Annotated in this window: 17 protein-coding genes; 12 read left to right on the top strand and 5 right to left on the bottom strand. The window is 58.2% G+C overall.

Annotation, left to right across the window (positions count from 1 at the left end; all coding sequences use genetic code 11):
• Positions 1-45 precede the first annotated feature (45 nt).
• Both CO656_RS22365 and CO656_RS22360 read right to left on the bottom strand, forming a co-directional pair.
• Positions 46-894: an alpha/beta fold hydrolase gene (locus CO656_RS22365; protein ID WP_004130049.1), complete on the bottom strand. Its 849-nt coding sequence runs from the start codon at positions 892-894 to the stop codon at positions 46-48.
• Positions 891-1,751 carry an NAD(P)-dependent oxidoreductase gene (locus tag CO656_RS22360; RefSeq protein ID WP_234819561.1) on the bottom strand — a complete coding sequence of 287 codons (861 nt, stop codon included), beginning with the start codon at positions 1,749-1,751 and terminating at the stop codon, positions 891-893. Before CO656_RS22360 ends, CO656_RS22365 begins: the two co-directional genes overlap by 4 nt.
• A 498-nt stretch (positions 1,752-2,249) precedes the next feature.
• On the opposite strand from CO656_RS22360, the gene CO656_RS22355 reads away from it, so the two are divergent.
• The 3 genes from CO656_RS22355 to CO656_RS22340 all read left to right on the top strand — a co-directional run bounded on the left by CO656_RS22355 (position 2,250) and on the right by CO656_RS22340 (position 6,755).
• Entirely contained in the window at positions 2,250-3,266 is a 1,017-nt protein-coding gene (locus tag CO656_RS22355; RefSeq protein ID WP_097527168.1) for a TRAP transporter substrate-binding protein, read from the top strand.
• A gap of 9 nt (positions 3,267-3,275) precedes the next feature.
• Positions 3,276-5,141 (top strand): TRAP transporter large permease subunit, encoded by a 1,866-nt coding sequence (locus CO656_RS22350; protein WP_097527167.1) that lies wholly within the window; start codon positions 3,276-3,278, stop codon positions 5,139-5,141.
• Positions 5,142-5,756: 615 nt separating this feature from the next.
• Positions 5,757-6,755 carry an MBL fold metallo-hydrolase gene (locus tag CO656_RS22340; protein WP_097527165.1) on the top strand — a complete coding sequence of 333 codons (999 nt, stop codon included), beginning with the start codon at positions 5,757-5,759 and terminating at the stop codon, positions 6,753-6,755.
• 177 nt (positions 6,756-6,932) lie between these two features.
• On the opposite strand, the gene CO656_RS22335 is transcribed toward CO656_RS22340, so the two are convergent.
• Both CO656_RS22335 and CO656_RS22325 read right to left on the bottom strand, forming a co-directional pair.
• Positions 6,933-7,190 (bottom strand): hypothetical protein, encoded by a 258-nt coding sequence (locus CO656_RS22335; RefSeq protein ID WP_041678048.1) that lies wholly within the window; start codon positions 7,188-7,190, stop codon positions 6,933-6,935.
• A gap of 579 nt (positions 7,191-7,769) precedes the next feature.
• The gene (locus tag CO656_RS22325; protein WP_097527233.1) at positions 7,770-10,214 is read right to left on the bottom strand and encodes a glycoside hydrolase family 3 C-terminal domain-containing protein; all 2,445 of its coding nucleotides are present in this window, start codon (positions 10,212-10,214) and stop codon (positions 7,770-7,772) included.
• 460 nt (positions 10,215-10,674) lie between these two features.
• Between CO656_RS22325 and CO656_RS22320 the strand changes: the two genes are divergently transcribed.
• From CO656_RS22320 to CO656_RS22295, 6 genes are all read left to right on the top strand, one after another.
• Positions 10,675-13,191, top strand: a complete 2,517-nt coding sequence (locus tag CO656_RS22320; protein WP_015341915.1) for a HAMP domain-containing methyl-accepting chemotaxis protein — start codon at positions 10,675-10,677, stop codon at positions 13,189-13,191.
• An 84-nt stretch (positions 13,192-13,275) separates the two neighbouring features.
• Positions 13,276-14,169, top strand: a complete 894-nt coding sequence (locus CO656_RS22315) for an MBL fold metallo-hydrolase (RefSeq protein WP_015341914.1) — start codon at positions 13,276-13,278, stop codon at positions 14,167-14,169.
• A gap of 12 nt (positions 14,170-14,181) precedes the next feature.
• On the top strand, positions 14,182-15,306 hold the full coding sequence (locus CO656_RS22310) for a zinc-dependent alcohol dehydrogenase family protein (protein ID WP_013984731.1): 1,125 nt from the start codon (positions 14,182-14,184) through the stop codon (positions 15,304-15,306).
• 21 nt (positions 15,307-15,327) lie between these two features.
• Complete coding sequence (locus CO656_RS22305; protein ID WP_097527163.1) at positions 15,328-16,104, top strand: N-acyl homoserine lactonase family protein; 777 nt, start codon at positions 15,328-15,330, stop codon at positions 16,102-16,104.
• A gap of 151 nt (positions 16,105-16,255) precedes the next feature.
• A complete protein-coding gene (locus CO656_RS22300; protein ID WP_088692725.1) occupies positions 16,256-16,945 on the top strand; it encodes a GntR family transcriptional regulator in 690 nt (229 codons plus the stop codon).
• A gap of 108 nt (positions 16,946-17,053) precedes the next feature.
• On the top strand, positions 17,054-18,286 hold the full coding sequence (locus tag CO656_RS22295; protein WP_097527162.1) for an alpha/beta hydrolase: 1,233 nt from the start codon (positions 17,054-17,056) through the stop codon (positions 18,284-18,286).
• 365 nt (positions 18,287-18,651) lie between these two features.
• Here the strand turns inward: CO656_RS22295 and CO656_RS22290 are convergent, their stop codons facing one another.
• Positions 18,652-19,419, bottom strand: coding sequence for an SDR family oxidoreductase (locus CO656_RS22290; RefSeq protein WP_004130089.1), 768 nt, complete (start codon positions 19,417-19,419; stop codon positions 18,652-18,654).
• Between the two features lie 129 nt (positions 19,420-19,548).
• Here CO656_RS22290 and CO656_RS22285 point away from each other — a divergent pair, with 129 nt between their 5' ends.
• The 3 genes from CO656_RS22285 (at position 19,549) to CO656_RS22275 (ending at position 21,726) form a co-directional block, all read left to right on the top strand.
• Positions 19,549-20,058 (top strand): flavin reductase family protein, encoded by a 510-nt coding sequence (locus tag CO656_RS22285; RefSeq protein WP_013984728.1) that lies wholly within the window; start codon positions 19,549-19,551, stop codon positions 20,056-20,058.
• Positions 20,059-20,147: 89 nt separating this feature from the next.
• Positions 20,148-20,549, top strand: a complete 402-nt coding sequence (locus CO656_RS22280; protein ID WP_013984727.1) for a carboxymuconolactone decarboxylase family protein — start codon at positions 20,148-20,150, stop codon at positions 20,547-20,549.
• Between the two features lie 52 nt (positions 20,550-20,601).
• The gene (locus tag CO656_RS22275) at positions 20,602-21,726 is read left to right on the top strand and encodes an LLM class flavin-dependent oxidoreductase (protein WP_013984726.1); all 1,125 of its coding nucleotides are present in this window, start codon (positions 20,602-20,604) and stop codon (positions 21,724-21,726) included.
• Positions 21,727-21,745: the final 19 nt, after the last annotated feature.

Genomic DNA, 21,745 nt, shown 5'->3' with positions numbered 1-21,745 from the left:
CGCGACTGGTGGATCAGACGCGCATCCCCGACGTCAGGCAGTGGTTTAGCCGAAGAATTTCCCGAGTTCGTTCGCTATGAATTCGGGAGCTTCTTCCGCAACCCAGTGACCCGAGCCCGGGATCAATCCGCCTCGAACGTCACTTGCCACCCGCTGCAGTGATTCCATCGTCTCCATGCCGCGGCCAAAACCACTGTCTCCGCCCAGGGCGAGGACCGGCATTTCGAGCTTGCCATCCCTCTCGAGGAATAACTCGTTGTCTTTGACGTCGGTTGGAAAGCCCCGATAATAGGCGAGAAGTGTGCGCAGGCCACCCGGTTTCAGGTAGGTACGGAAATACTCATTCTTGTCTTCCTGAGATAGCACGTTTGCCCGGCTGCCGTAATTGTCAAACAACCATTCCAGATAGATATGCTCGCGACCGCCGAACATCGCTTCCGGCAAATCCGGCGTCCTGAAGAAAGGGTGGTGCCAACGGCGGCCGCCTTGCGACATGTCCGCTCCATCGCCAGGAATGGTAACGTCCAGGATCGCGAGCTTGCTAACAGCCCCCCGGTGCTGCGCGGCCAGGGCAAACGCCACCGGGCCGCCCCAGTCGTGTCCCACAAGATTGAAGCGATCGATCTTCAGATGTTCAGAAAGAAGCTCCCACACGTCCTCGGCAATCGTTTTCTTGTCGTACCCATCGGCGGGCCGGGAAGTGTCGCCGAGGCCCCGCAGGTCCGGCGCGATGATCGCGTACTTGTCCGCGAGGAAGGGGATCACGTGCCGCCATTCGTGCGAACTCTGCGGCACCCCGTGAAGGAGAACCAGCGGCTCACCGGATCCTGCGGTCAGGTAGTGCATGGTGATGCCGGACAGTCGCGCGTAATTGCTTTTGATCTCGGCACTCACTTCTTTGCCTCCTTCTGGCCCGCGGTCATTCCCCGATACGCACGAATGACCTGACTGTCATCTGCCGAGCCTGACCCCTGCCCAGACGCGGCAAGGAAGAACTGATGCGCAACGGAGGCGAGCGGCAGGGCGGCCCTGGCAGAGGAGCCAGCGGCAAGCACGATACCGAGATCTTTCACAAAGATGTCTACCGCGCTCGTTACCTCAGGGTCTTCCAGAAGCATCCGCTGGCCACGATCGTTGAGCATCCAGCTGGCGGCCGCCGAGCCGGACACGATCTCGAGTACCGTTGAGGTGTCGAGGCCAGCCCTTTCGGCGAGCGACAGCGCCTCAGCCGCTGCCGCCAAGTGTACGCCGCACAGCAACTGGTTGACTGCTTTGGCAACCGATGCCTGGCCAGGCCGCTCTCCGAGATAATAGATCTTGGAGCCGAGCACGTCGAAAAGATTGCGGCTCATCTCATAGGTTTGCCTGTCGCCAGCCACCATGATGGAGAGCGACGCGTCGCGCGCTCCGGCGACGCCGCCGGAAACAGGCGCATCCAGAAACCGGTGACCGCGAGCAATAACGGCCTCGGCGAGCTGTTCAACCTCGCCGGGAGGGCATGTTGACATCAAGATGACCACGCTGGCCTTGGCTGAATTTGCCAGGGCGCCCCGTTCGAAGAGGGCTTGGTGCGCCTGGTCGATGTTGACTACCATCAACATCAAGACGTCGGTCTCGCTGGCCGCTTCTGTAGCGTCTGGATAGGCAGTCCCGCCACTGTCAGCGAAGCTTCTTAGAGCATTCTCCGAGATGTCAAACCCCTTGACCCTGAAGCCGCTTTTTAGGAGATGCGACGCCATCGGCAATCCCATCGAGCCGAGACCGATAAAACCGATTGTCGGTTTTCCCGGTCCTCGTGCCGGGCTCGGCTTTGTTTCTAAAGCTTGGTGCAATTCCGGTCTCCTCCGCGATACTGGCACGTCATAGGCCGGCACATCCCACCGGAGTGCCATGCTCGCATGCAAAGCGGTTAGCATGGCGGCTTCCTCCACATCAAAAGAGTTTGCGCAAAAAACATGTGACCTGGATTCATGTTGCCTGGCGCGTGCAGAAAAACTTTGTCTCCATCGCGGGTCACGCCGAACTCGCCTGAGTTCAACTCACCATTGGCCGGAGGCAATTCATTTGCGGACGTTTGGCGCAAGCGCCTAATTTACGTCCAGCCGCACAGTGGGAGGCTTCCGGCTTCAGCGACATCAGTCCAAGGTCTAAGCAACCTGCAAGAAACTGAGGACGCTTACGAGGAGAGCGCCTGCGCTGGAGGCTCCTAAAAACATCGACATGGATCAACACGGTTAGAGGAGGAACCAATGATCACAATGAATCGCCGTACCCTTATTATGAGTTCCGTGGCGATGACCGCCGCGCTTGCGGCACCGCGCATCATGCGTGCGAGTTCGCCTGAATTCTCGTTTAAATTCGCCAACATCATGCCGGTTGATCATCCGCTCAACACGCGGATGACCGAGGCTTCCGACAAGATCAGCCAGCAGACAGACGGCCGCGTGAGCATTCAAGTGTTCCCCGCGAGCCAGCTCGGCACCGATGCTGATATGCTCAGCCAGCTTCGATCAGGTGGCCTGGACCTTCTTGCGCAGACAGGCCTCATCGCAGCGACACTCGTCCCGCCGGCGGCCATCACCGGTGTAGGATTTGCCTACCCCGACTACGCGCAGGTGTGGAAGTCGGTGGATGGTGAGCTCGGCCGGAGCATCCGGACGGCTTTTGAGAAGGTCAACCTGATCGCCTTCGAGAAGATGTGGGACAACGGCTTTCGGCAGACGACCTCGATCGGGAAACCGATCAAGTCGCCCGAGGACCTCAAGGGCTTCAAGATCCGCGTCCCTCCTGCGCCGCTCTGGACATCGCTTTTCAAGTCTCTCGGCGCCGCGCCGACGTCGATTCCATGGGGCGAAACTTATTCCGCACTCCAGACCCACGTCGCCGACGGTCTCGAAAACCCGCTCGCTGGCATTTACTTTGCCAAGATGTACGAGGTTCAAAAGTATCTCTCCCGGACCAACCATATGTGGGACGGCTTCTGGATTCTCGCCAATCGGGACAACTTCGAGATGTTGCCTGAGGACTTGCGTGACATTGTCGTCACCGAGATCAATCGCTCGGCTCTCGTGCAACGCGCTGATGTCGAAAAGCTGAATTCCGAACTCCAGGCAGAGCTGACGAGCAAGGGTCTTGAATTTATCGACGTCGATGTTTCCAAGTTCCGCGCGACGCTGCAAGCTTCGTCGTTCTACTCCGATTGGAAGGGGCGTTTTGGCGAGGAAGCATGGGCGTTGCTGGAGTCTACCTCGGGCAAATTGATCTGAGGCGTTGACATGGCTACTTCTGAAAATGTCAGCCCCCCGGTGATCGGCGCGTGGCCAGTCCTGGCGAAAGCTGAAGCGGGCGTGGTGCGCCTGATTGAATTGATCGCCGCAGCACTTGTTGTCGTCGAGGTACTCGTGCTGTCGGCGGGCGTCTTCGCCCGCTATGCATGGGGCGAGCCGCTCATCTGGTCGGACGAGCTCGCCTCCATGTTGTTCCTCTGGCTTTCGATCGTGGGCGCGGTCCTCGCTTTTCACCGCGGACAGCACATGAGGATGGGCGTTATCGCGGACGCGATGCCGCCCGTCGTAAGGGCAAGACTGGAGGTGGCTGCACTTGTCTTTTGCCTTTCGGTCTGCGTGCTTCTTCTGCCCAAGGCCACGGCCTACGCTCTTCATGAAGTTCCGGTCGTCACTCCCGCGATGGAAGTTTCGGTCGCATGGCGTTCTTTTGGTCTTCCGATCGGACTTGGCCTGATGCTTATCCTTGGCGTGACCAATGCCCTTCAGCGCATCACGCTGAGCGATTTCCTGATCGGGGTCCTTGTAGCCGCGTGCTTGATAGGGTTGGCGATTGCGGCGAAACCGTTGATCATGGCGATGGGCAACTGGAACCTCGTGCTTTTCTTCGTAGCCTTCATCGCACTAGGTGTGCTGAGCGGCGTACCAATCGCGTTCGTGTTCGCTCTCGCTGCCATCAGTTATGTGGCCCTGGGTACGAGCCGTCCGATAAGCGTGATCGCGGGTCGGCTTGATGAGGGAATGTCGCATCTTCTCCTGCTGGCGGTCCCGCTGTTCGTGTTGCTGGGTATGCTGATGGAGGTTACGGGCATGGCAAAAGCGATGCTGAACTTCCTGGCGTCCTTGCTCGGACATGTCAGAGGCGGCCTGTGTTACGTCCTCGTAGCGGCAATGTACTTGGTATCTGGGATATCGGGTTCGAAGACCGCCGACATGGCTGCTGTCGCCCCGGCACTGTTCCCGGAGATGAAAGCGAGAGGATCAAAACCGGGCGATCTCGTGGCCCTGCTTGCGGCTACGGGTGCGCAGACGGAGACGATCCCGCCGAGCCTCGTATTGATCACCATCGGATCGGTTACGAGCGTATCGATTTCGGCCCTGTTCATAGGCGGTCTTCTGCCGGCTTTCGTCTGCGGATTGATGCTTTGCGTTGTCGTCTGGTGGCGCTATCGCAACGAGGACATGTCGGGTTTTCGCAAGCCGCCAGCCAGGGAGATCTTCCGCACATTCCTGATTGCGCTTCCGGCTTTGGCCCTGCCTTTTATCATCCGTACAGCGGTTGTCGAAGGCGTTGCTACCGCCACGGAAGTCTCGACAATCGGCATTGCCTACTCGCTGCTGGCGGGCCTCCTCGTTTACCGCCGGTTCGACTGGAAGCGGGTGGGTCCGATGCTGGTGGAAACGGCGGTCTTGTCCGGAGCCATCCTTTTCATCATCGCGGCGGCAACGGCTGTGGCCTGGTGCCTGACTCAATCGGGTTTTTCGCGTGGGCTGGTTCAGACGATGGCGGGTCTACCCGGAGGAGCGCCGATCTTTATGATCGTGTCGATCGTCGCGTTCATTGTGCTCGGTAGCGTGCTGGAAGGCATTCCCGCGGTGGTTCTGTTCGCACCCCTGGTATTTCCGATCGCCAAGGGATTAGGGATCCACGACGTGCACTATTCGATCGTGGTCATTCTCGCCATGGGAGTGGGCTTGTTCCTCCCGCCGTTCGGCGTCGGTTATTATGCCGCCTGTGCAATCGGCCGTGTGAACCCGGTGGAAGGGATAAAGCCGCTGTGGGGGTACATGATCGCCCTGCTTCTCGGGCTTGCGATCGTCGCAGCGGTGCCCTGGATCTCGATCGGCTTCCTATGACGTGCGACCGTAGGCGGCCGGTAGAGAAGTCGGCCATTCTACGGTCGTAACCATGTCGGATAAGGCGGAATGCCGGCCTGGCAACGTGCTTCAGAAGCATGCTGCTGGCTCCGCAATATGCCCGGGAAGAAATGTAGCGCCCACCGGAAGATCGTGACGTCCTCGCGGTTTTCCGTGGCTTCTTCCTCAAGGAGCGGTGCGCTCTTCGAGGGAAGAGGTAACATCTATCCTCCGACCGCTTAATGAACACCGTTGGCGGCCTGACGCAGAGCCACTCACATGACAATGAGGCAGCCAAGGCGATCCACGATAATCTTGCCGATATTCGGATGCGAGCCGCGTCCCGCAGTCAGGGAGCCAAGAGTTCTTTCGAACTCACCGAAAGCCAACGAGATCTGATGGCCGGAGCAACGCGGTACCCCGAAACCGGTTGTTTCGATTGATGAATCGCAGGGCCGAGCAAGATCATTTGTTGAGCGATGCTCATTGAAATGGACTTGCAATTCAATTGTCCTAGACCTGCCACTTGATACCTTTCAGATGCAGACAAAGCCGAAATCCGTCGCAAGACAAGCGCGGTCTGCAGACGCATTTTTACAAACGGGGAGGAGTGAAATGGGAAATGAAAGTTTCGAGATCGACCGCCGCAACTTACTATTGGCAGGGGGAGCTGCTTTGAGTGGAGCCGTTTTCGGTGCGAACAGTGTAGCGGCTCACGCTGGGGCGAGCCCGGTTTCCGGGGCACAAGCTCCGGACTTTTATCGATTTGCCATTGGGGACGCCCAGGTAACCATCGTATCAGACGGCCCACTTCCGCTCGGCGACCCGACACAAAGCTTTCTCGGCGTCCCGGCCGACGAGATAAGATCCATGCTAAACCACAGCTTCCTGCCCACGGATGAGGTCGTTCTCGCTCAGAACGCACCTGTCGTAAACATCGGTGGCAAGCTGATTTTGTTCGACACGGGGATGGGATCGCTTAAGCAATTTGGCCCGACGACTGGCCGTCTCAAGTCTTGCTTGGCCGCCGCGAATATTGCGCTGGAAGATATTGACGCTGTCGTCTGTTCGCATGCTCATTGGGACCACGTCGGCGGAATCTGGGGCGACGACGGGAAACCAACGTTTCCAAACGCCCACGTGTACATCAGCCAAACCGACTACGATTTCTGGACCGACGAGAAAAAACTTGGAGGCGATCTCAACGGTCTTGTTAAAGCCGCGATCCACAACCTCAAACCCGTGCGGGACCGCATGGTTTTTTTCCAGGACGAACAAGAGTTTCTTCCTGGTATTCATGCCATTAGCGCTCCTGGACACACACTCGGCCATAGCTGCTTTATGATTGAGTCAGCAGGAAAGACGATGTGCTATGGCGGCGACCTCACTCATCATCCTGTGCTTCTGTTCGAAAAGCCTTTGATGGAATTTGCGTTCGATACCGATCCCAAACTGTCGGCTCAATCGCGTGTGCGCATTCTGAAAATGCTGGCCTCCAATAGAATACCCTTCATGTCCTACCACTTCCCATGGCCGGGCTACGGGCACGTTGGCATAGCGGGAGAGGGCTTCGAGTATTTTCCTGAGCCACTACATCTTAGCCTGTTAGACTGAGTGGTAGAGGAGGGCGCGAGGGCAATGCCTTCGCGTCAATCCTATCCGGAGGGCAGTCGAACGAAATCATCACATGGCGGAAGTTACGCAACAAGCAGTGTGCGCCTTCATCGCGTTGCTAGACATCAAGTCTCGCGGGAACGCCAACTGAAATCAAGAGCGATCGGCGGACCGCACCTAAAGGCCATTCCTGATCGGAAACATATCCTCGCCGTAGTGGTGAAGCCTTGTGTGATGCCGTCGGCATAACCAGCGCACCTTTAAAGGGTCGTCGTATTGATCATGATGGGCGTCGACCGTTTCAATCCCGCAGACCTCACATGTTTGCTTTTCCAGCTCGCCTGCCTTTACGGCTCGCTGTACAGCAAGATGAGCATCATATTTCGCTGGATTAGCACGGCGCCAATTTGCTTGGCGGGTGTCGGTTTTCAGCATCGCCGCATCCTGTGCCTGTAATTTTGCGCTCTCGACCGATAGATACCTGGAAAGGGCTGCAGGCTCAAGTTTCCGCACAGAGCGACGGCGTCTGTCCGTGGCTCCGCGTCCGAAAACAAGATTTCGCATTGCCAGGAATGATCAGGGTTGGGCCATCGAGTTCCAACTTTGCTGCCCGCAATCTTCGCACCGGTGGATACGATATCGCTCGTGTCGATCGGTGCTCCCGATCTCAGCGCGCTGGATGACTAAGCTTGAAATTTCTGCTCGATACATACGTCCTGAAGGAGATCGGTCGAGCCGAACTGCACGAGAATGTGGCAGCCCTCGATACGATTGACGATTCCGATCTCGCGACAAGCGTGAGCTCAGTTCGAGAGACTGCGAAAGGCATCAAAAAAAATTGTAGGACCGACGCTGTCGCGAACGTGTCCGCCAACGCTTCCGACGCCTATGAAGGTCGGTATCCTTCCTGTCGATGACAATATCGCCCGTCTTGAGCCATTCTTTCACTCATTCACCGAGCTTCACCGCCACTGCGCTCTTTTTAGGACTCAACCACCACGATTCTCTGCACGATTAGAGCGCTAAGACAGCGCCCTTTTGCATGACAGTTCCACTCAAACGGATGTCGGTGGCCGAGAACCCAGCCATAACTGCAAATTCCCCCGTCTCTATCCGCCAGCACCGCTCGGTCGTGTCGAAGAAGGCAAATGTTCGGGCGTCAAGAATGAAACTGAGCCTTCGTTTCTCACCGGGTTCCAGGGCGATTTTCGAGAAGGCTTTCAGTTCTTTGACCGGTCTGGGTACAGATGCTTCAACATCGCCGACATAGATTTGCACCACTGCCGAACCTGGCCGCTCGCTGACGTTGGTCAATCCCAGTGTCACTGTCACCGCGCCGGCAGCATCCGGCAGCCCTACCGTCAGGTCTGACATCGCAAAGCTTGAATAACCGAGACCATGACCGAAGGGGAACAGTGGCTTAATGTCCTGGCGATCGTAGTGCCGATATCCAACGAACACACCTTCGTCATATCGCACATGGCCATTCTTGCCTGGATAGACCGCGTCATCCTCGGTATGTGTGGGATTGTCAGCCCAGCGCACGGGGAAGGTCTGTGCCAGTCGGCCCGAGGGCTCGGCCTTGCCGAGGAGCACATCGGCGATCGCGTTGCCAGCTTCCTGGCCGGGATACCAGCATTGCAGTACTGCACGAGCACTGGAAAGCCAGGGCATTTCCACCGGTCCACCAGTTTGTAGGACGACAATCGTGTTAGGATTGGCCGCAATTACCGCCTCAACAAGCTGGTCCTGCAGACCAGGAAGCGCAATGCCGCGGAGATCGGAGCCCTCGGTATCCCAGTCGCCCGTTCTGCCCACGAAGACTACCGCATGATCAGCCTTCGCGGCGAGGGCTGCCGCCTCGGCAATCTCCGCTTCGGCCGAAAACCTGCCTATTCCTACCCGAATTGCGGCGATATAGAGGTTGACGTGATCGTGCCGGGCGTACTCGGCGACGACCTCGTATTTACGGCCGGCTTCGAGCGTGATTTCACCCACGACCTCCTCGCAGCCTTCTTCAAAGAATGTGGTACCACGTGTCCAGGAAGCCCAGGCGTCCACAACAAGCCTGCCGTCCACATAGACACGGCCAAGCCCCGCCGAGGTCATGCCGACGCGATAGACGCCGGCTTCTGAGGCTGTGAAGACGGTGCGCATTCGGGCGGAAAAGCGATGCGGATCGACGGTGCCCCCGGCCACGGGGGGCAACCATACACCGAGGCTCGACGGTTCCTCGATAACCTTCACGGGCTCGCCAGCAAGCTCCCTCCCTTGGAAAAATTCGAAGGTTGTCGGGTTTTCGATCAGCGGCTGAAACCGATAGTTGCTGCAACCCTGAGCGTAGAACACGTTCTCCTCACCCAGGGCGTCCGCCAGCCCCTGCCACGGACTGACGACATAGTGGGGGTTCAACTGCGCCGAGCCGCCTCCCATAATCTGCGCGATCTTGGCATTGGGTCCAATGATGGCGACCGTACCTTGCTGAGCCAATGGCAGGATGCCGTCATTCTGTAGCAGAACTGCGCTTTCCGCTCCCGCGCGCCTGATGAGTGCCCTATGTTCCGGCCGATTAATGGCGTACTCCTTAAACTCGCGATGATCGTTGATTGCGCCGGTGCGTTCCATCAGGGTCAGGATATTGTGCACACAGGCGCGGACGGTCTCGACACTTACCTCGCCCGCGTCGATCGCCGCCAGAAGCTTGGAGCCGCGGTCGCGGGTCGGGCCCGGCATCTCCAGATCCAGCCCAGCATTCACGGTGGGTGCGGTCGAACGCGAGCCGAACCAGTCCGACATCACCACGCCGTTAAAACCCCAGCCACCGCGCAGTACCTCGTTCAACAGCCAATGGCTTTCCGCCGTGTAAGTACCGTTTAGTTTGTTATATGAAGACATCACGGCCCAGACCTTTGCCCGCTTCACCGCCGCCTCAAAGGGTATTAGGTAGACTTCGCGCAGAGTGCGTTCATCGATATCTGAAGAGATGGTTGTACGTTCGATCTCGGACTCGTTGCCAGCGAAATGTTTTATCGTGGCACCCACTTTCTTGGACTGCAGACCTTCGATATAGCCGACGGCAAGTTCCGCCGTCAGTATCGGATCCTCAGAGAAACACTCAAAGTTTCGGCCGTTTGTGACGCTGCGCTGGATGTTAACGGTCGGCGCCAGCGAGACATGGGCCCCTTTGGAAAGAACCTCGTCACCTAGCGCACTGCCGATTTCCCTGGCTAGGTCCGGGTTCCAACTCGCTCCGATGGCAATGCCTACCGGGAAAGCCGCTGCAGTCACACCCCCGACAAAAGACCCCGCCCCGCGGGCGCCGTTGGGGCCGTCCGTCAAGCGCAATCTCCCTATCCCTAGGCGGTCGATGGGCGGTAAAGACCAGAACGTATCGCCGGAAAGTAGCGAGACCTGCTCGGCCAAGGTCATATTATCGAGCAATGCTCTCGTATCAGTCATCTTCTCTGCTTCCTCAATCTCAACACTTACCGTTCCCAGATCGGGCATCTCGCTATGCATATTGGGAAAGCTGGTGAGGTCGCCGTCATCCGTGGAGCCGTCCATCCATGAGAAGGACCCGTTTGTTCCCCAAGGCGCCGTCACCACGACGACGACATGTTCGCAGCCTTCACATGGCCGAGATGCCGTCACCGCTTTCCACTGAAAACAAGGACATCGCGGTTTGATCGATGTCAGCGGTGAAAGTTGTGCCGGCTGCGGCAGTGCCGGTTCTGGAGTTATTCCTCCGCAAGTTCGCGAGACAATCTGATAAACCTGAACATGCTTTATCAGACAATCTGTTGACAGACAATCCTCAGTCGCGCAGCCTCGTGTCGTCATTGATGATTCGATGCTTCCATCGGAGGCGGATCCCGATTGATGAAGCTTCTTCACCGCCTATGGACAAGGATGGACCACAATGGACAGGCTGTTGTCCCGTTTCCGGCTACAGACAAAAGTAATCATTTTCGTACTGCCTTTCATAATCAGTATTTGCGCGGTGGGGTTTTTGGGGCACTACGCCGCGGGTCTCCTACAAAGCCGCCTGGAAACCTCAAGCCAGGTGATGCAGGTGCTCTCGGGTTTCCGTGACGTCTCCGCCTCGATGAGAGAGTTTCTCGACGAGGCGTCGGAAGAAAGGCGCGATCGCGTGAAGGCTGACCTGCTCGCGCAGCAATCGCATCTGCAGGCTTTGGTGACGAATGCCGGAGCTACGGCGGAAAGCGAAGGCCTCCAGTCGGCAAACGCGATTATGCTGGACGTGGTGAACAATTTTGGTTCTCTCTGGAGCATCCATGAAAGCGAAGAGAAACTGATAAGCTCGATCGCCAATCATTCTGAATCGCTGGTTTGGTCGCAGAATGAAATGCTCAGGCTAGCAGACGAGTTAAGGAAGTCCGGCGAGCAGTCCGAGGGCGCCGCCAAATCGATGTTGCGCGATGCCGACAGGGTGACAGGCTATGCAACCTTCTTCCTTGATCTTGCCGCGGGCTACCAATCCGCCGGAACGACCGAGCTGAAACTCAAATATTTGGGCGGCAAAGTGGGCGAGTTGCGTCGGAGCGCCCGAAATCTGCGGGCTTCCTTGCCATCGGACGCCACAAAACTGTCGAGCTCGGTCGATGGCGCGGTGAAAAGCGTAACACAACTTCTGTCGCAGGGCGCTTCATCGGACAACACCGTAGGCCTCGACACCGCAATGTCCGCGTTCAAGGAAATCTCCGTCGCGATTAACGCGGTAGCGAACCAGCAAACAAAGAAAGCAATCGTCGAGTTCGCAGGTCTCGACCAACATTTGGCGAAGATCAGCAGCGCCTTGGACGGCAGCCGAAGACTTTCGGACTCCAGCTATCTCATCAGGATAAACCTTGCGCGCTTCATAGCCGACCCTACCGAACAAAACCGTGCGCAGCTCGTCCAGAACTTTGACAGAACGAAGAAGGAGATATTGGACATCTGGAGTGCCGCTTCCGACCTCGACCTTTTCAAGGCAGTCCAGAATACGGTGCCGCCGGCGGTAGAGGGTATGACGCAGGACAGTGCGAAGCTCGTCGAGATCTCGGAAGTGAGGCGTGCGCAATATAGGCAAACGACAGACCAGTTGAACACCATATGGGGCCACCTCACGACGTTTGCCGACGCCCAGCGCGCAAGAGCCATTGAAGAGACGGCTTACGCGAATGGCATTGGCCTCATCACGACATTTGCTGGCGTCCTCGTCGCACTTCTCGCTGGCTTCGGGATGATTGCGACTTTCAAAAAACCTGTCGTCCAGTTGACCGACGACATGCGGCGTTTGGCGGAAGGGGACCTTGACATTGAGATCGGCGGTTCTGAGCGCGCTGATGAGCTCGGAGAAATGGCCCGGGCGCTCTGTGTCTTCAGGGAGAATGCCGCGAGGAAGATCGAGATCGAGAACGACGCGGATCGTCAACGATCGGCTTCCGAAGCTGAACGTCGGCACAACGAGGCGGAGAAAGCCGAGATCGACAAACAGATCGGCGACGCCGTCGACAGTCTTGCCGCTGGGCTGGAGAGGTTATCCAACGGTGATGTTTCTAGCACGATCGATCAACCGTTCTCCGGGCGGCTGGAACAATTGCGACGGGACTTCAACAATTCGTTGCTGCGTTTGCAGGCGACGATGTCGGAACTTCGCGGCAACATCGTGCTCATTCGGCAAAATGCAGACAACCTCAGCAGTGGCGCCGATGATCTCTCCCGCCGCAGCGAGCGTCAAGCCGCGTCGTTGGAGGAGACCGCGGCCGCTGTTCATCAACTCACCGCGACGGTGCGTTCCTCGACAGAGCAGGCACAAGCCGCAGCCCAGCTGGTAAAAGAAACCAAGCAGGCCGCGGATGCGTCTGCTTCAGTGGTCACGAACGCGGTTGACGCTATGGGACGAATAGAAGCGGCTTCCGGGCGCATTTCGCAAATCATCGGCGTCATCGACGAGATTGCCTTCCAGACCAATCTCCTGGCACTCAATGCCGGTGTCGAGGCCGCGAGAGCTGGAGAAGCGGGGCAGGGCTTCGCTGTCGTGGCCCAGGAAGTCAGGGAACTTGCCCAGCGGTCGGCTCTAGCCGCCCAGGAAATCAAGGAACTCATAGCAAGATCAAGCGAGGAAGTCGCCTCGGGATCGCGATTGGTGAACGAGGCGGGCAAGGTGCTGATTGCGATATCGTCGAATGTTGCCGGAATTTCCGAAAGGGTTGAGCTTATCGCTGCGGCGAGCAGGGACCAGGCGGCTTCGCTTATCGAAGTGAACCAGGCCGTTGGCGAGATCGATGACAGCACCCAGCGAAACGCTGCCATCGCCGAGCAAGCCCACGCCGCCACCCAGGAACTCACAAAAGAGACCCAGCGGCTGATGCAGCAGATCGAACAGTTCAACATCGGCAGGCCAAGGGGTCACGTGCTTTCGATCGTTTCCTGACTTCGTAGACAATCACCACTATTGTGTTGACAGATTTTCATACAATCTGTCAAATAGTGCAGCCAATCTGGGAGGATAAGCGGCGTGCTCAATGACCAAGCGCATCAGACTAAGTTGCCCTATTTCTATCCGTTCAAGTTCGGAAGCGGCGAAATAACGGTACTTTCGGACGGACCGTTGGAATTGGGCGACCCACGGGAGAATTTCCTCGGGGTCGACGCAGCCACGGTGACGGAAATGCTCGACAGGAACTTCCTGTCCAGTTCGTCGGTGACCCTCGAGCAGAACATCCCGCTGGTCAAAATCAACGGAAAGACCATCCTGTTCGACACCGGGATGGGGACGTCGAAGATTTTCGGGCCGACGACCGGTCGCCTGCTGAAGAGCATGCAGGAGGCAGGGATCGACACTTTGGAAGTCGATGCCGTGGTGTTGTCCCACGCACACATCGACCACACCGGCGGACTTTGCGATCAGGACGGCAAGCTTAATTTTCCCAACGCGGAGATCTTCATAAGCGAAAGCGACTTCGATGACTGGACCGACGGAGGAAAGCTTGATGACGGTTTCAAGGCCCAGGTGGAAAATGCCCGGAGGAACCTTCTTCCACACCGTGATCGGATAACGCATTTCGTGGACGGTCAGGAGTTTCTGCCGGGCGTGCAGGCAGTGCACGCTCCAGGCCACACCTTGGGCCACTTCTGCTTCCTCATGCAGTCGGGCAACGATCGGCTCTGCTTCCTCGGCGATCTGACCCATCATCATATCCTGCTGATGGAACGCCCGTGGATGGAGTTCAAGTACGACACCGATCCCAAGCTCTCGGCGCGGTCGCGCACACGGGTGCTGGATATGCTCGCGACAGACCGCATACCAGTGATGTCCTATCACTTTGCGTGGCCCGGGCTCGGCAACGTCGCCCGGGAGGGGGAAGGCTTCCGCTACGTACCCGCCGCCATGCAGATGCTCTCGAGATAGGAATACGCGACAATGCAGATGAAATCAGTCATTCTCCGAGAGTCAGGGCTTCCCAAGCCGTATGCAAGTTCGCGGCCTCTCAGTGTCGAGACCGTCGACCTGGCGCCTCCGGGCAATCTTGAGGTCCTGGTGAAAATCAAGGCCGCTGGTGTGTGCCACTCCGACCTGTCGGCGATAAATGGCGACCGCCCCCGTCCATTGCCTGTCGCGTTGGGGCATGAAGCGTCCGGCATTGTCGAAGAAATCGGACCCGGTGTGGATACAGTGAAGGTTGGCGATCACGTCGTGATGTCGTTCCTGCCCATCTGCGGACACTGCGATTACTGCGCGGGAGGACGCGCAAGCCTCTGTGAGCCGGGCTATCGCGCAAACGCCGCCGGGACATTGTTGAACGGTAGCAAGCATATCCGTCTTCGGGGCTACGATATCAACCATCACAGCGGTGTATCGGCGTTTTCGGAATACGCGGTCGTGTCGGCGCACTCGGTCGTTAAGATCACCAAAGACGTGGACGTCACCATGGCGGCCTTGTTCGGATGCGCCGTGATGACAGGCGTCGGTGCCGTCGTAAATACATGTGGCGTGAAGCCGGGGCAGTCGGTCGCCGTCATCGGCCTGGGAGGCGTGGGGTTGTCGGCCGTCCTCGGAGCGGTGGCTAGCGGGGCAAGCGAGATCGTCGCCATCGATTTGATGCCGGAGAAGCTTGAGTTGGCTAAGGCGCTGGGCGCGACGCGTACCTTCCTGGCAACCACGCCGGATGTCATCGGCGAGGTCAAGGAAGCGACCCGCGGGGGAGTGGACTACGCCATCGAGATGGCAGGGTCGAGCAAAGCGTTCGAAACCGCGTATGGCATTACGCGGCGCGGCGGCACGACGGCCACAGCGGGTCTGGCGAACGTGAACACCAAATTCGAGATCTCGCCGCTTCCTCTTGTCGGGGAAGAACGCGTCATCAAAGGCAGCTACATGGGGTCCTGCGTACCTTCGCGCGATGTTCCCCGCTATATCGACCTGTTCCTCAAGGGTAGGTTGCCCGTGGAGAGACTGTTGTCCAGCACTGGCCCGCTTGAGGAAATCAACGAGGCCTTCGACCGGTTAGACCGTGGCGAGGTGATCCGGCATCTGCTGGTTCCTTGAGCCTGCGGAAGGAGCGAGAATTTGACCGACTGGAAAGTCCTGGCGATACATTACGGCACTGCGGTTCGGCCCGTTGGCGAACTCGGCCTGGAAGCAGGAGATCCCCACGACGCCCCGGGCAGGATCGAGTATTTCGTTTGGTTGATCCGCCATGGTGAACGTCTGATCCTGGTTGACACCGGGTTTAGCCCGCAGGAGGCTGAAAGGCGCAGGAGGACCATGTTGATCCATCCGGTCGAGGCGCTTCGCCAGCTCGGGATTTCCGCATCGTCCATTACCGACGTCGTCATCACGCATCTTCACTATGATCACGCGGGAAACCTTGCGGACTTCCCCGAAGCCCTGTTCCACTTGCAGGATCGGGAGATGGCCTACGGTACAGGACGATGCATGTGCCATGATCGTCTTCGGCGTCCCTTTGCAGTGGACGCCGTAGTCGATGCGGTCCGCCTGACGTTTTCCGGCAGGGTGTGCTTCCACGACGGGAACGGCGAGATTATGGAGGGGCTCACTATCCATCTCGTCGGCGGTCATTCTAGGGGCCTTCAGGTCGTGAGGCTGGACGATGGCAATGACGTCGTCGTTATCGCATCGGACGCACTCCATTTTCAACGCTATCTGGAGCATGACGACGTCTTTCCGCTTTTCGCCGATTACGCCGACGTACTGGAGGGATACCGAACTCTCCGTGAGCTTTCAGGACCGTCCGGAGTACTCGTTCCAGGCCACGATCCCGCAGTCCTGACGAGTTTCCCATCGCTGTCACCGGATCTCGCATTTGCAAAGGTTCTGCGGTAATGGGGACGCATGGAATGTCCGGTAAGAGGCCAGGCTAGGGTGTTCTTCGCTTTCGTCAGACAATCGGGTTGTCTCATCGGGATAACCCACCATATAGTACCATGACTTGCGCGGCCGGTTCCGGCCTTGGTAAAACGGACTTTTGGATCCCATGGGTGATATGGATTTACAGATTGCACGGCAGAGTGCCACTTTGCGCACTCAGGTAGAAGATAAACTGCGGCAGGCGATATCCAGCGGCCGTTTCAAGCCGGGTCAGCGCCTCGTTGAGCGAGAACTCTGCGAGTCGATCGGTGTCGGACGAACATCAATCCGCGAGGCGCTTCGACAACTCGAGGCCGAGGGCCTCATTACCAGCTATCCGCACCGCGGCCCCGTCGTCAGCACTATCACTTACGAAGAAGCCGCTCAGCTTTACAGCGTCAGGGCTTTGCTCGAGAGCTATGCTGGAAAGGAATTCGCTGAAAACGGAACCGCCCAGGATATCCATACACTCAATGAGGCGGTTGCTGAGTTTGCGGAAGCCGCGGCAAACGGCGGCGGTAGCAGGCTCATCAAGGCGAAAACCGCGTTTTACGACTGCCTGATGCAAGGGAGCGGAAACGTCTTCGTCAAGCAAATGCTGACATCGCTCCACAATCGGGTGACGCTCCTGCGCATGACGTCGATGACGCAGCCGGGGCGCTTGAACCACAGTGTGGAAGAGATAAAGGAGATCGCTGCGGCCATTACCGACCGAAACGGACCGAAAGCCGCCGCAGCCTGCAAGTACCACATCGATATGGCGGCCAAGGTCGCGTTGGACTACCTGCGTAAAACCTCTGAAAACGACGGCGATTGAAGAAGCGGCATTAGCCGGTATTGACAGATTGTCTGATAATCTGCTTATTCGAAGTCGTGGCGCTGCCGACGCGTGCGGCCTGGCGCTCGTTCGAACAGGGAGGTTGCTTTGGGCATTTTTAATGAATTGCGGTCCCGCATGTCGGAGGCTCTTGGGGATCAGGAATTGCCCCGGCTCACTCCGGACCTGACGATAAAGATCGCCTTCTACGTCGGCGATCAGGTGATCGCCCTCGATTTCGCTGAAGGCGGCGCGGAGATCTCGGGGGAAAGCAGTGACCCCCAGGTGACAGTGAGGGCCACCACGGACGCCTGGGATCAGGTTCTGATGACGCCGCCGCCGGCTACCTTTCACTCCTTCACGGCGTTGCAGCTTGCAAACCCTCTCTTCGAGATCGCCGGCTCACCGCTCGACCTCGCGAAAGCACGCCCGGCTCTCGAACGGGTGTTCGAGCTCGTCGTCACGTCCCCCGAGATGAAAGCGGAGCGTGCGCAACGCGACCTGCGTCAAATTCGGGGGCAGTATGCCGTGGTCAATATCGATGACGTCCCCCATGAAATATATTACGAAGAAGCAGGTGAGGGGGTGCCGGTCCTGTTTCTTCACACCGCCGGAGCAGATAGCCGCCAATTCATGCCTCAGCTGGCGGACACCGAGCTTGCGAAAAGCTACAGGCTGATCGCGGTTGACCTACCATTCCACGGTCGGTCCATGCCGCCGCTGACGTGGGACGGAGCACCCTACAAGCTCACGGCATCGCTCTACCTGAAATGGTGCACGGCCATTCTCGAACAGGTGGTTCGCGAAAAGGCGATTGTCGCGGGTGGGTCCATGGGCGCGGCAATGTCGCTGGTTCTCGCGGCGGAACGGCCGGAGCATATCCTCGGGATCGTGGCGATCGAGCCACCTTTCCGCTCCAAGGGACGACGGAACCCCTACCAGCACAACGTAAACGTACACGGCTCACTTCATAACTCGGCATATGTCAGAGGGATCATGAGCCCACTGAGCCCCGCGGGGGAGCGCAGGAGGTCAAGCTGGATCTATTCGCAGGGAGCACCCGGAGTTTACCCAGGCGATCTTTCCTTCTACAGCGACGAGTTCGACGGAGCAGTGACAGCTCCCCGCATTGACCCGTCACGCACCCCGGTGGCGCTGCTCTCGGGCGACTACGACTACTCAGCCACGCCGGCCGACGGTGCCAAGCTCGCCGAACTTATTCCGGGATGCCTCCACCTCGTTATGGGCGGACTAGGTCACTTTCCAATGTGTGAACACCCGAACTTCTTCCGGAGCTATCTTGTCAATGGGCTCGATTTCGTACGGCAAGCCGCTCGCTAAGCGGTTGGATTGACTCTGGTCGCCCGGTGCAGCCGCCGGGCGATCGCATGCGAAAGCGGGCGGGCGCATACCGAGGCTTTGCAATTGGCGTCTCAGGGCCGGCATCGCAGGCGGCATCCCTCACGCGCTCCCGAGAAGTTCCGGTGTGGAATTGGGAAAATTCCCGCTATCTGGGGGAAGGATCAGGCGCGGCGATGCGCCTATAAAGCGCCGTAGCGACGTCTCATCGCAGGGTCTTGATCACGCAGCTTTGCGCGTGATCTCTATCTTTCCCCACCGCGGGTCTCTGTGTTTCCGACACGTAGTACCACAGTAAAAATGCCTCCCGTGGTCAAGAAGGAGGCACCCGCCAGCACCTATGTGCTTCAGCGCACCAAGTGGTTCCCGATCGACGATCCTCCGTCGACCGTGAGAATGCTTCCGGTCGCAAACCGCGAGCGGTCCGAAGCGAGAAAGAGCATCGCCTCGGCGATCTCTTCCGGGTTGCCCATCCGGTGCAAGGCTGCACGGGCGTTGAAGTCTTCCCGCAGGGCTTGTGGGTCCGCCGCTTCCGCAAAAATCTTGGTGAAATAGGGCGAGTCGATCGTCCCGGGGGCGACAGCGTTGACGCGGATCCCGTCTTTTGCGTGGTCCAGTGCCATGGCTCTCGTGAGTGCCGAGATCGCGCCTTTCGACGCTACGTAGGCCGTGCGGTTGGCGATGGCTGACACGGCGGTGTATGAGGTCGTGTTAATAATCGATCCGTTGCCCTGTTCCGCCATAATCGGAACCACGTATTTCGAGCAGAGGAAGATCCCCTTCACGTTCACCGCCATGATCCGGTCCCAGTCGGATTCGGCGATGGTGGTGACGTTTCCCGTCATTCCGAACCCCGCGTTGTTGACGAGAACGTCAATACGCCCCCATTTTTCCTTAACTGACCTGACCAACGCCTCGACTTCGGCGGAGGAAGACACATCGGCTTTTAACGCGATCGCATCCGTCCCAATTTCTCGGGCGACGTCTCGTGCTGCATCGATGTTGACGTCGACGACGCCAACCTTAGCGCCCTGGCGCGCAAACAGTTCAGCTGTTGCGCGCCCGATCCCGCTGCCAGCCCCGGTCACCACACAGACTTTCGATTCTAGATCCATAATCGTCTCCTCTTTCACTGCCCAAGAAAACATTTTCGCAGACAATCTGTCAATGACCAACAAAACGTGTTGACAGATTGTCTGCCAATCTGCTTATCTTAGGTCACGAATGACTTGGGGGAGGTAACGATGGCTGGTGCTGAAATAGCAGCGCAAGCGGCGTTCAAGACTGCTTTACGCCGGTTCACATCAACAATTTGCCTGATCACGACGGAATGGGAAGGTGCCCGTTACGGCATGGCTGCAACCGCCGTCCAGTCAGTGACGGCTGACCCTCCGACCCTCCTGGTTTGCATCAACCAATCCGCTTCGATCAGCGGCCCGCTCAAGCTGGCGGGGAAATTCGCAGTGAACATGCTGCATCTTAGCCATGCGCCTTTGGTTCCGCTGTTCAGTGGAAAACTGAAGGGGGAGGAGAGGTTCGCTCACGGTGAGTGGATCGGGGCTGGCGGAGTTCCCGTCCTCGGCGACGCCCAGGCCGCATTCGTTTGCAGCCTCAACTCCGCAGTCTCCGTTGGCACCCATGACGTCGTTCTCGGGGAAGTCATCGAGGCCCGGTTTATCGAGAATATTGCCCCGCTCCTCTACGAGGACGGGAAATTGGTTAGATCGGCAGCGCTGATCGATGCTGCCGCCTGAAACGTTTGGCCGAGCATTCGGCCTATGACATCCACCAAATGCCTTTCGGCCGATAATGAGGAGTTTGATCCGTGACTATTGCCACCGATATGAAATCGCAAGTGAATGGGCGTCCCGTCAGTGAACGGTTCGAAAAGGGTCTGCAGACCCGTCGGGAGGTTCTCGGCGGTGCATATGTGGACGCTTCGGTAAACAAGGCGACCGAGTTCAACTGGCCGATGCAGGAGCTTGTCACCGAGTATTGCTGGAACGAGATCTGGAACAGGCCCGGCCTCGACCGCCGTTCGCGCAGCCTTCTCAATCTTGGCATGATTTCCGCCCTTAACCGCCCCCACGAGTTGAAGCTGCACGTTCGCGGCGCGATCAATAACGGCCTCAGCAAGGACGAGCTTCGCGAAGTTTTCCTTCAGGTCGCGATCTATTGCGGCGTGCCCGCGGCGATCGACAGCTTCCGCGTCGCGCAGGAAGTCTTCGAGGAGATGGGTATCTAATCGCCCGGCTTTCGGGCCGGGAACAGACTAACTCTGTGGAGGAGACTTCAATATGACGACCAGCGATGATTTCCGCGCCGCCGGAAACCCGATGTTTAACGGCAACAAGCTGAAGCTTGGCGTATTCGGAACGAATTGTTCCAGCGCTTGCGCCATCACCACCGCGGAATCAACGTTCGAACCGACCTTCGAACACAATGTCGAAATTGCCAAAAAGCTCGAAGCGGCCGGCTGGGAATGCATGGTGCCGATCGCCCGGTGGCGCGGTTTCGGCGGGCCGACGAACTTCAACGGCGTGAACATGGACACGTTCACGTGGGCCGCGGCCCTGGCTGCCGTGACCACGAAGCTGCAGTTTTTCTCGACGACGCATATCCCGACCCTGAACCCGATCGTCGCGACGAAGATGGCGACGACGATCGACAACATTTCGAAGGGCCGATACGGCCTGAACCTGGTGACGGGTTGGTTTACCCCGGAAATGGAGATGTTCGGCGTTCCGATGATGGAACACGACACCCGCTACGAATATGCCACGGAATGGATGGAAATCGTCGAATCTCTGTGGACGAAGAACGGCGTCACCTTTGACGGCCAGTTCCTCAAGGTGAAAGACGCGTTCAGCGAGCCGAAGCCCTATAACAAAGAGACGGGTCGCCCGGTCCTCATCTGCGCCGGTTCGTCGGGCAAGGGCCTGCACTTCACGGCCAAGTTCTGCGACTTCAACTTCGGCTTCATGCAGGACATGGAATCGGGCGCAGCGTGGGTGAAGAAGGTGAAGGAGCTGGCTCGCGAGGAATACAAGCGCGAACTCGGAACCTTCACCGCGTGCCCGGTCGTCGTTCGCGAGACCGAAAAGGAAGCCCGGGATTACTACGACTACTACGTGAACCAGAAGGGCGATTGGGAAGCCTGCGAAAACATCTGCGAGGTTCTTCAGGTTCAGTCACAGAACCACTCGGCAGAGATGTACCAGAAGTTCAAGGAGCGCTTCATCGCTGGCTGGGGCGGCTACCCGATCGTCGGAACGCCGGAACAGGTCGCCGACAAGCTCGTCGCATTGAGCAACACGGGCGTCGACGGCGCGCTTCTCACAATGGTCGACTACAACGAAGAGCTGCCGTTCTTCAACGACCGCGTCATGCCTCTGCTGAAACAGGCTGGCCTCAGGAACTGACCGTTCCGCGGGCGGCGCA

This window comes from Sinorhizobium sp. FG01 (assembly GCF_002531875.1).
GTDB lineage: Bacteria > Pseudomonadota > Alphaproteobacteria > Rhizobiales > Rhizobiaceae > Sinorhizobium > Sinorhizobium fredii_C.
The sequence above is the reverse complement of the archived record's forward strand: the minus strand, read 5'-3'. Positions and strand labels throughout refer to the sequence as shown.

What these genes read in the sequence shown, in the direction of transcription:
- CO656_RS22360 (WP_234819561.1), bottom strand. Translation starts at nt 1,751, where the DNA reads ATGGGATTGCCGATGGCGTCGCATCTCCTAAAAAGCGGCTTCAGGGTC.
- CO656_RS22355 (WP_097527168.1), top strand. Translation starts at nt 2,250, where the DNA reads ATGATCACAATGAATCGCCGTACCCTTATTATGAGTTCCGTGGCGATG.
- CO656_RS22350 (WP_097527167.1), top strand. Translation starts at nt 3,276, where the DNA reads ATGGCTACTTCTGAAAATGTCAGCCCCCCGGTGATCGGCGCGTGGCCA.
- CO656_RS22340 (WP_097527165.1), top strand. Translation starts at nt 5,757, where the DNA reads ATGGGAAATGAAAGTTTCGAGATCGACCGCCGCAACTTACTATTGGCA.
- CO656_RS22335 (WP_041678048.1), bottom strand. Translation starts at nt 7,190, where the DNA reads ATGCTGAAAACCGACACCCGCCAAGCAAATTGGCGCCGTGCTAATCCA.
- CO656_RS22325 (WP_097527233.1), bottom strand. Translation starts at nt 10,214, where the DNA reads ATGACTGATACGAGAGCATTGCTCGATAATATGACCTTGGCCGAGCAG.
- CO656_RS22320 (WP_015341915.1), top strand. Translation starts at nt 10,675, where the DNA reads ATGGACAGGCTGTTGTCCCGTTTCCGGCTACAGACAAAAGTAATCATT.
- CO656_RS22310 (WP_013984731.1), top strand. Translation starts at nt 14,182, where the DNA reads ATGCAGATGAAATCAGTCATTCTCCGAGAGTCAGGGCTTCCCAAGCCG.
- CO656_RS22300 (WP_088692725.1), top strand. Translation starts at nt 16,256, where the DNA reads ATGGGTGATATGGATTTACAGATTGCACGGCAGAGTGCCACTTTGCGC.
- CO656_RS22290 (WP_004130089.1), bottom strand. Translation starts at nt 19,419, where the DNA reads ATGGATCTAGAATCGAAAGTCTGTGTGGTGACCGGGGCTGGCAGCGGG.
- CO656_RS22285 (WP_013984728.1), top strand. Translation starts at nt 19,549, where the DNA reads ATGGCTGGTGCTGAAATAGCAGCGCAAGCGGCGTTCAAGACTGCTTTA.
- CO656_RS22280 (WP_013984727.1), top strand. Translation starts at nt 20,148, where the DNA reads ATGAAATCGCAAGTGAATGGGCGTCCCGTCAGTGAACGGTTCGAAAAG.
- CO656_RS22275 (WP_013984726.1), top strand. Translation starts at nt 20,602, where the DNA reads ATGACGACCAGCGATGATTTCCGCGCCGCCGGAAACCCGATGTTTAAC.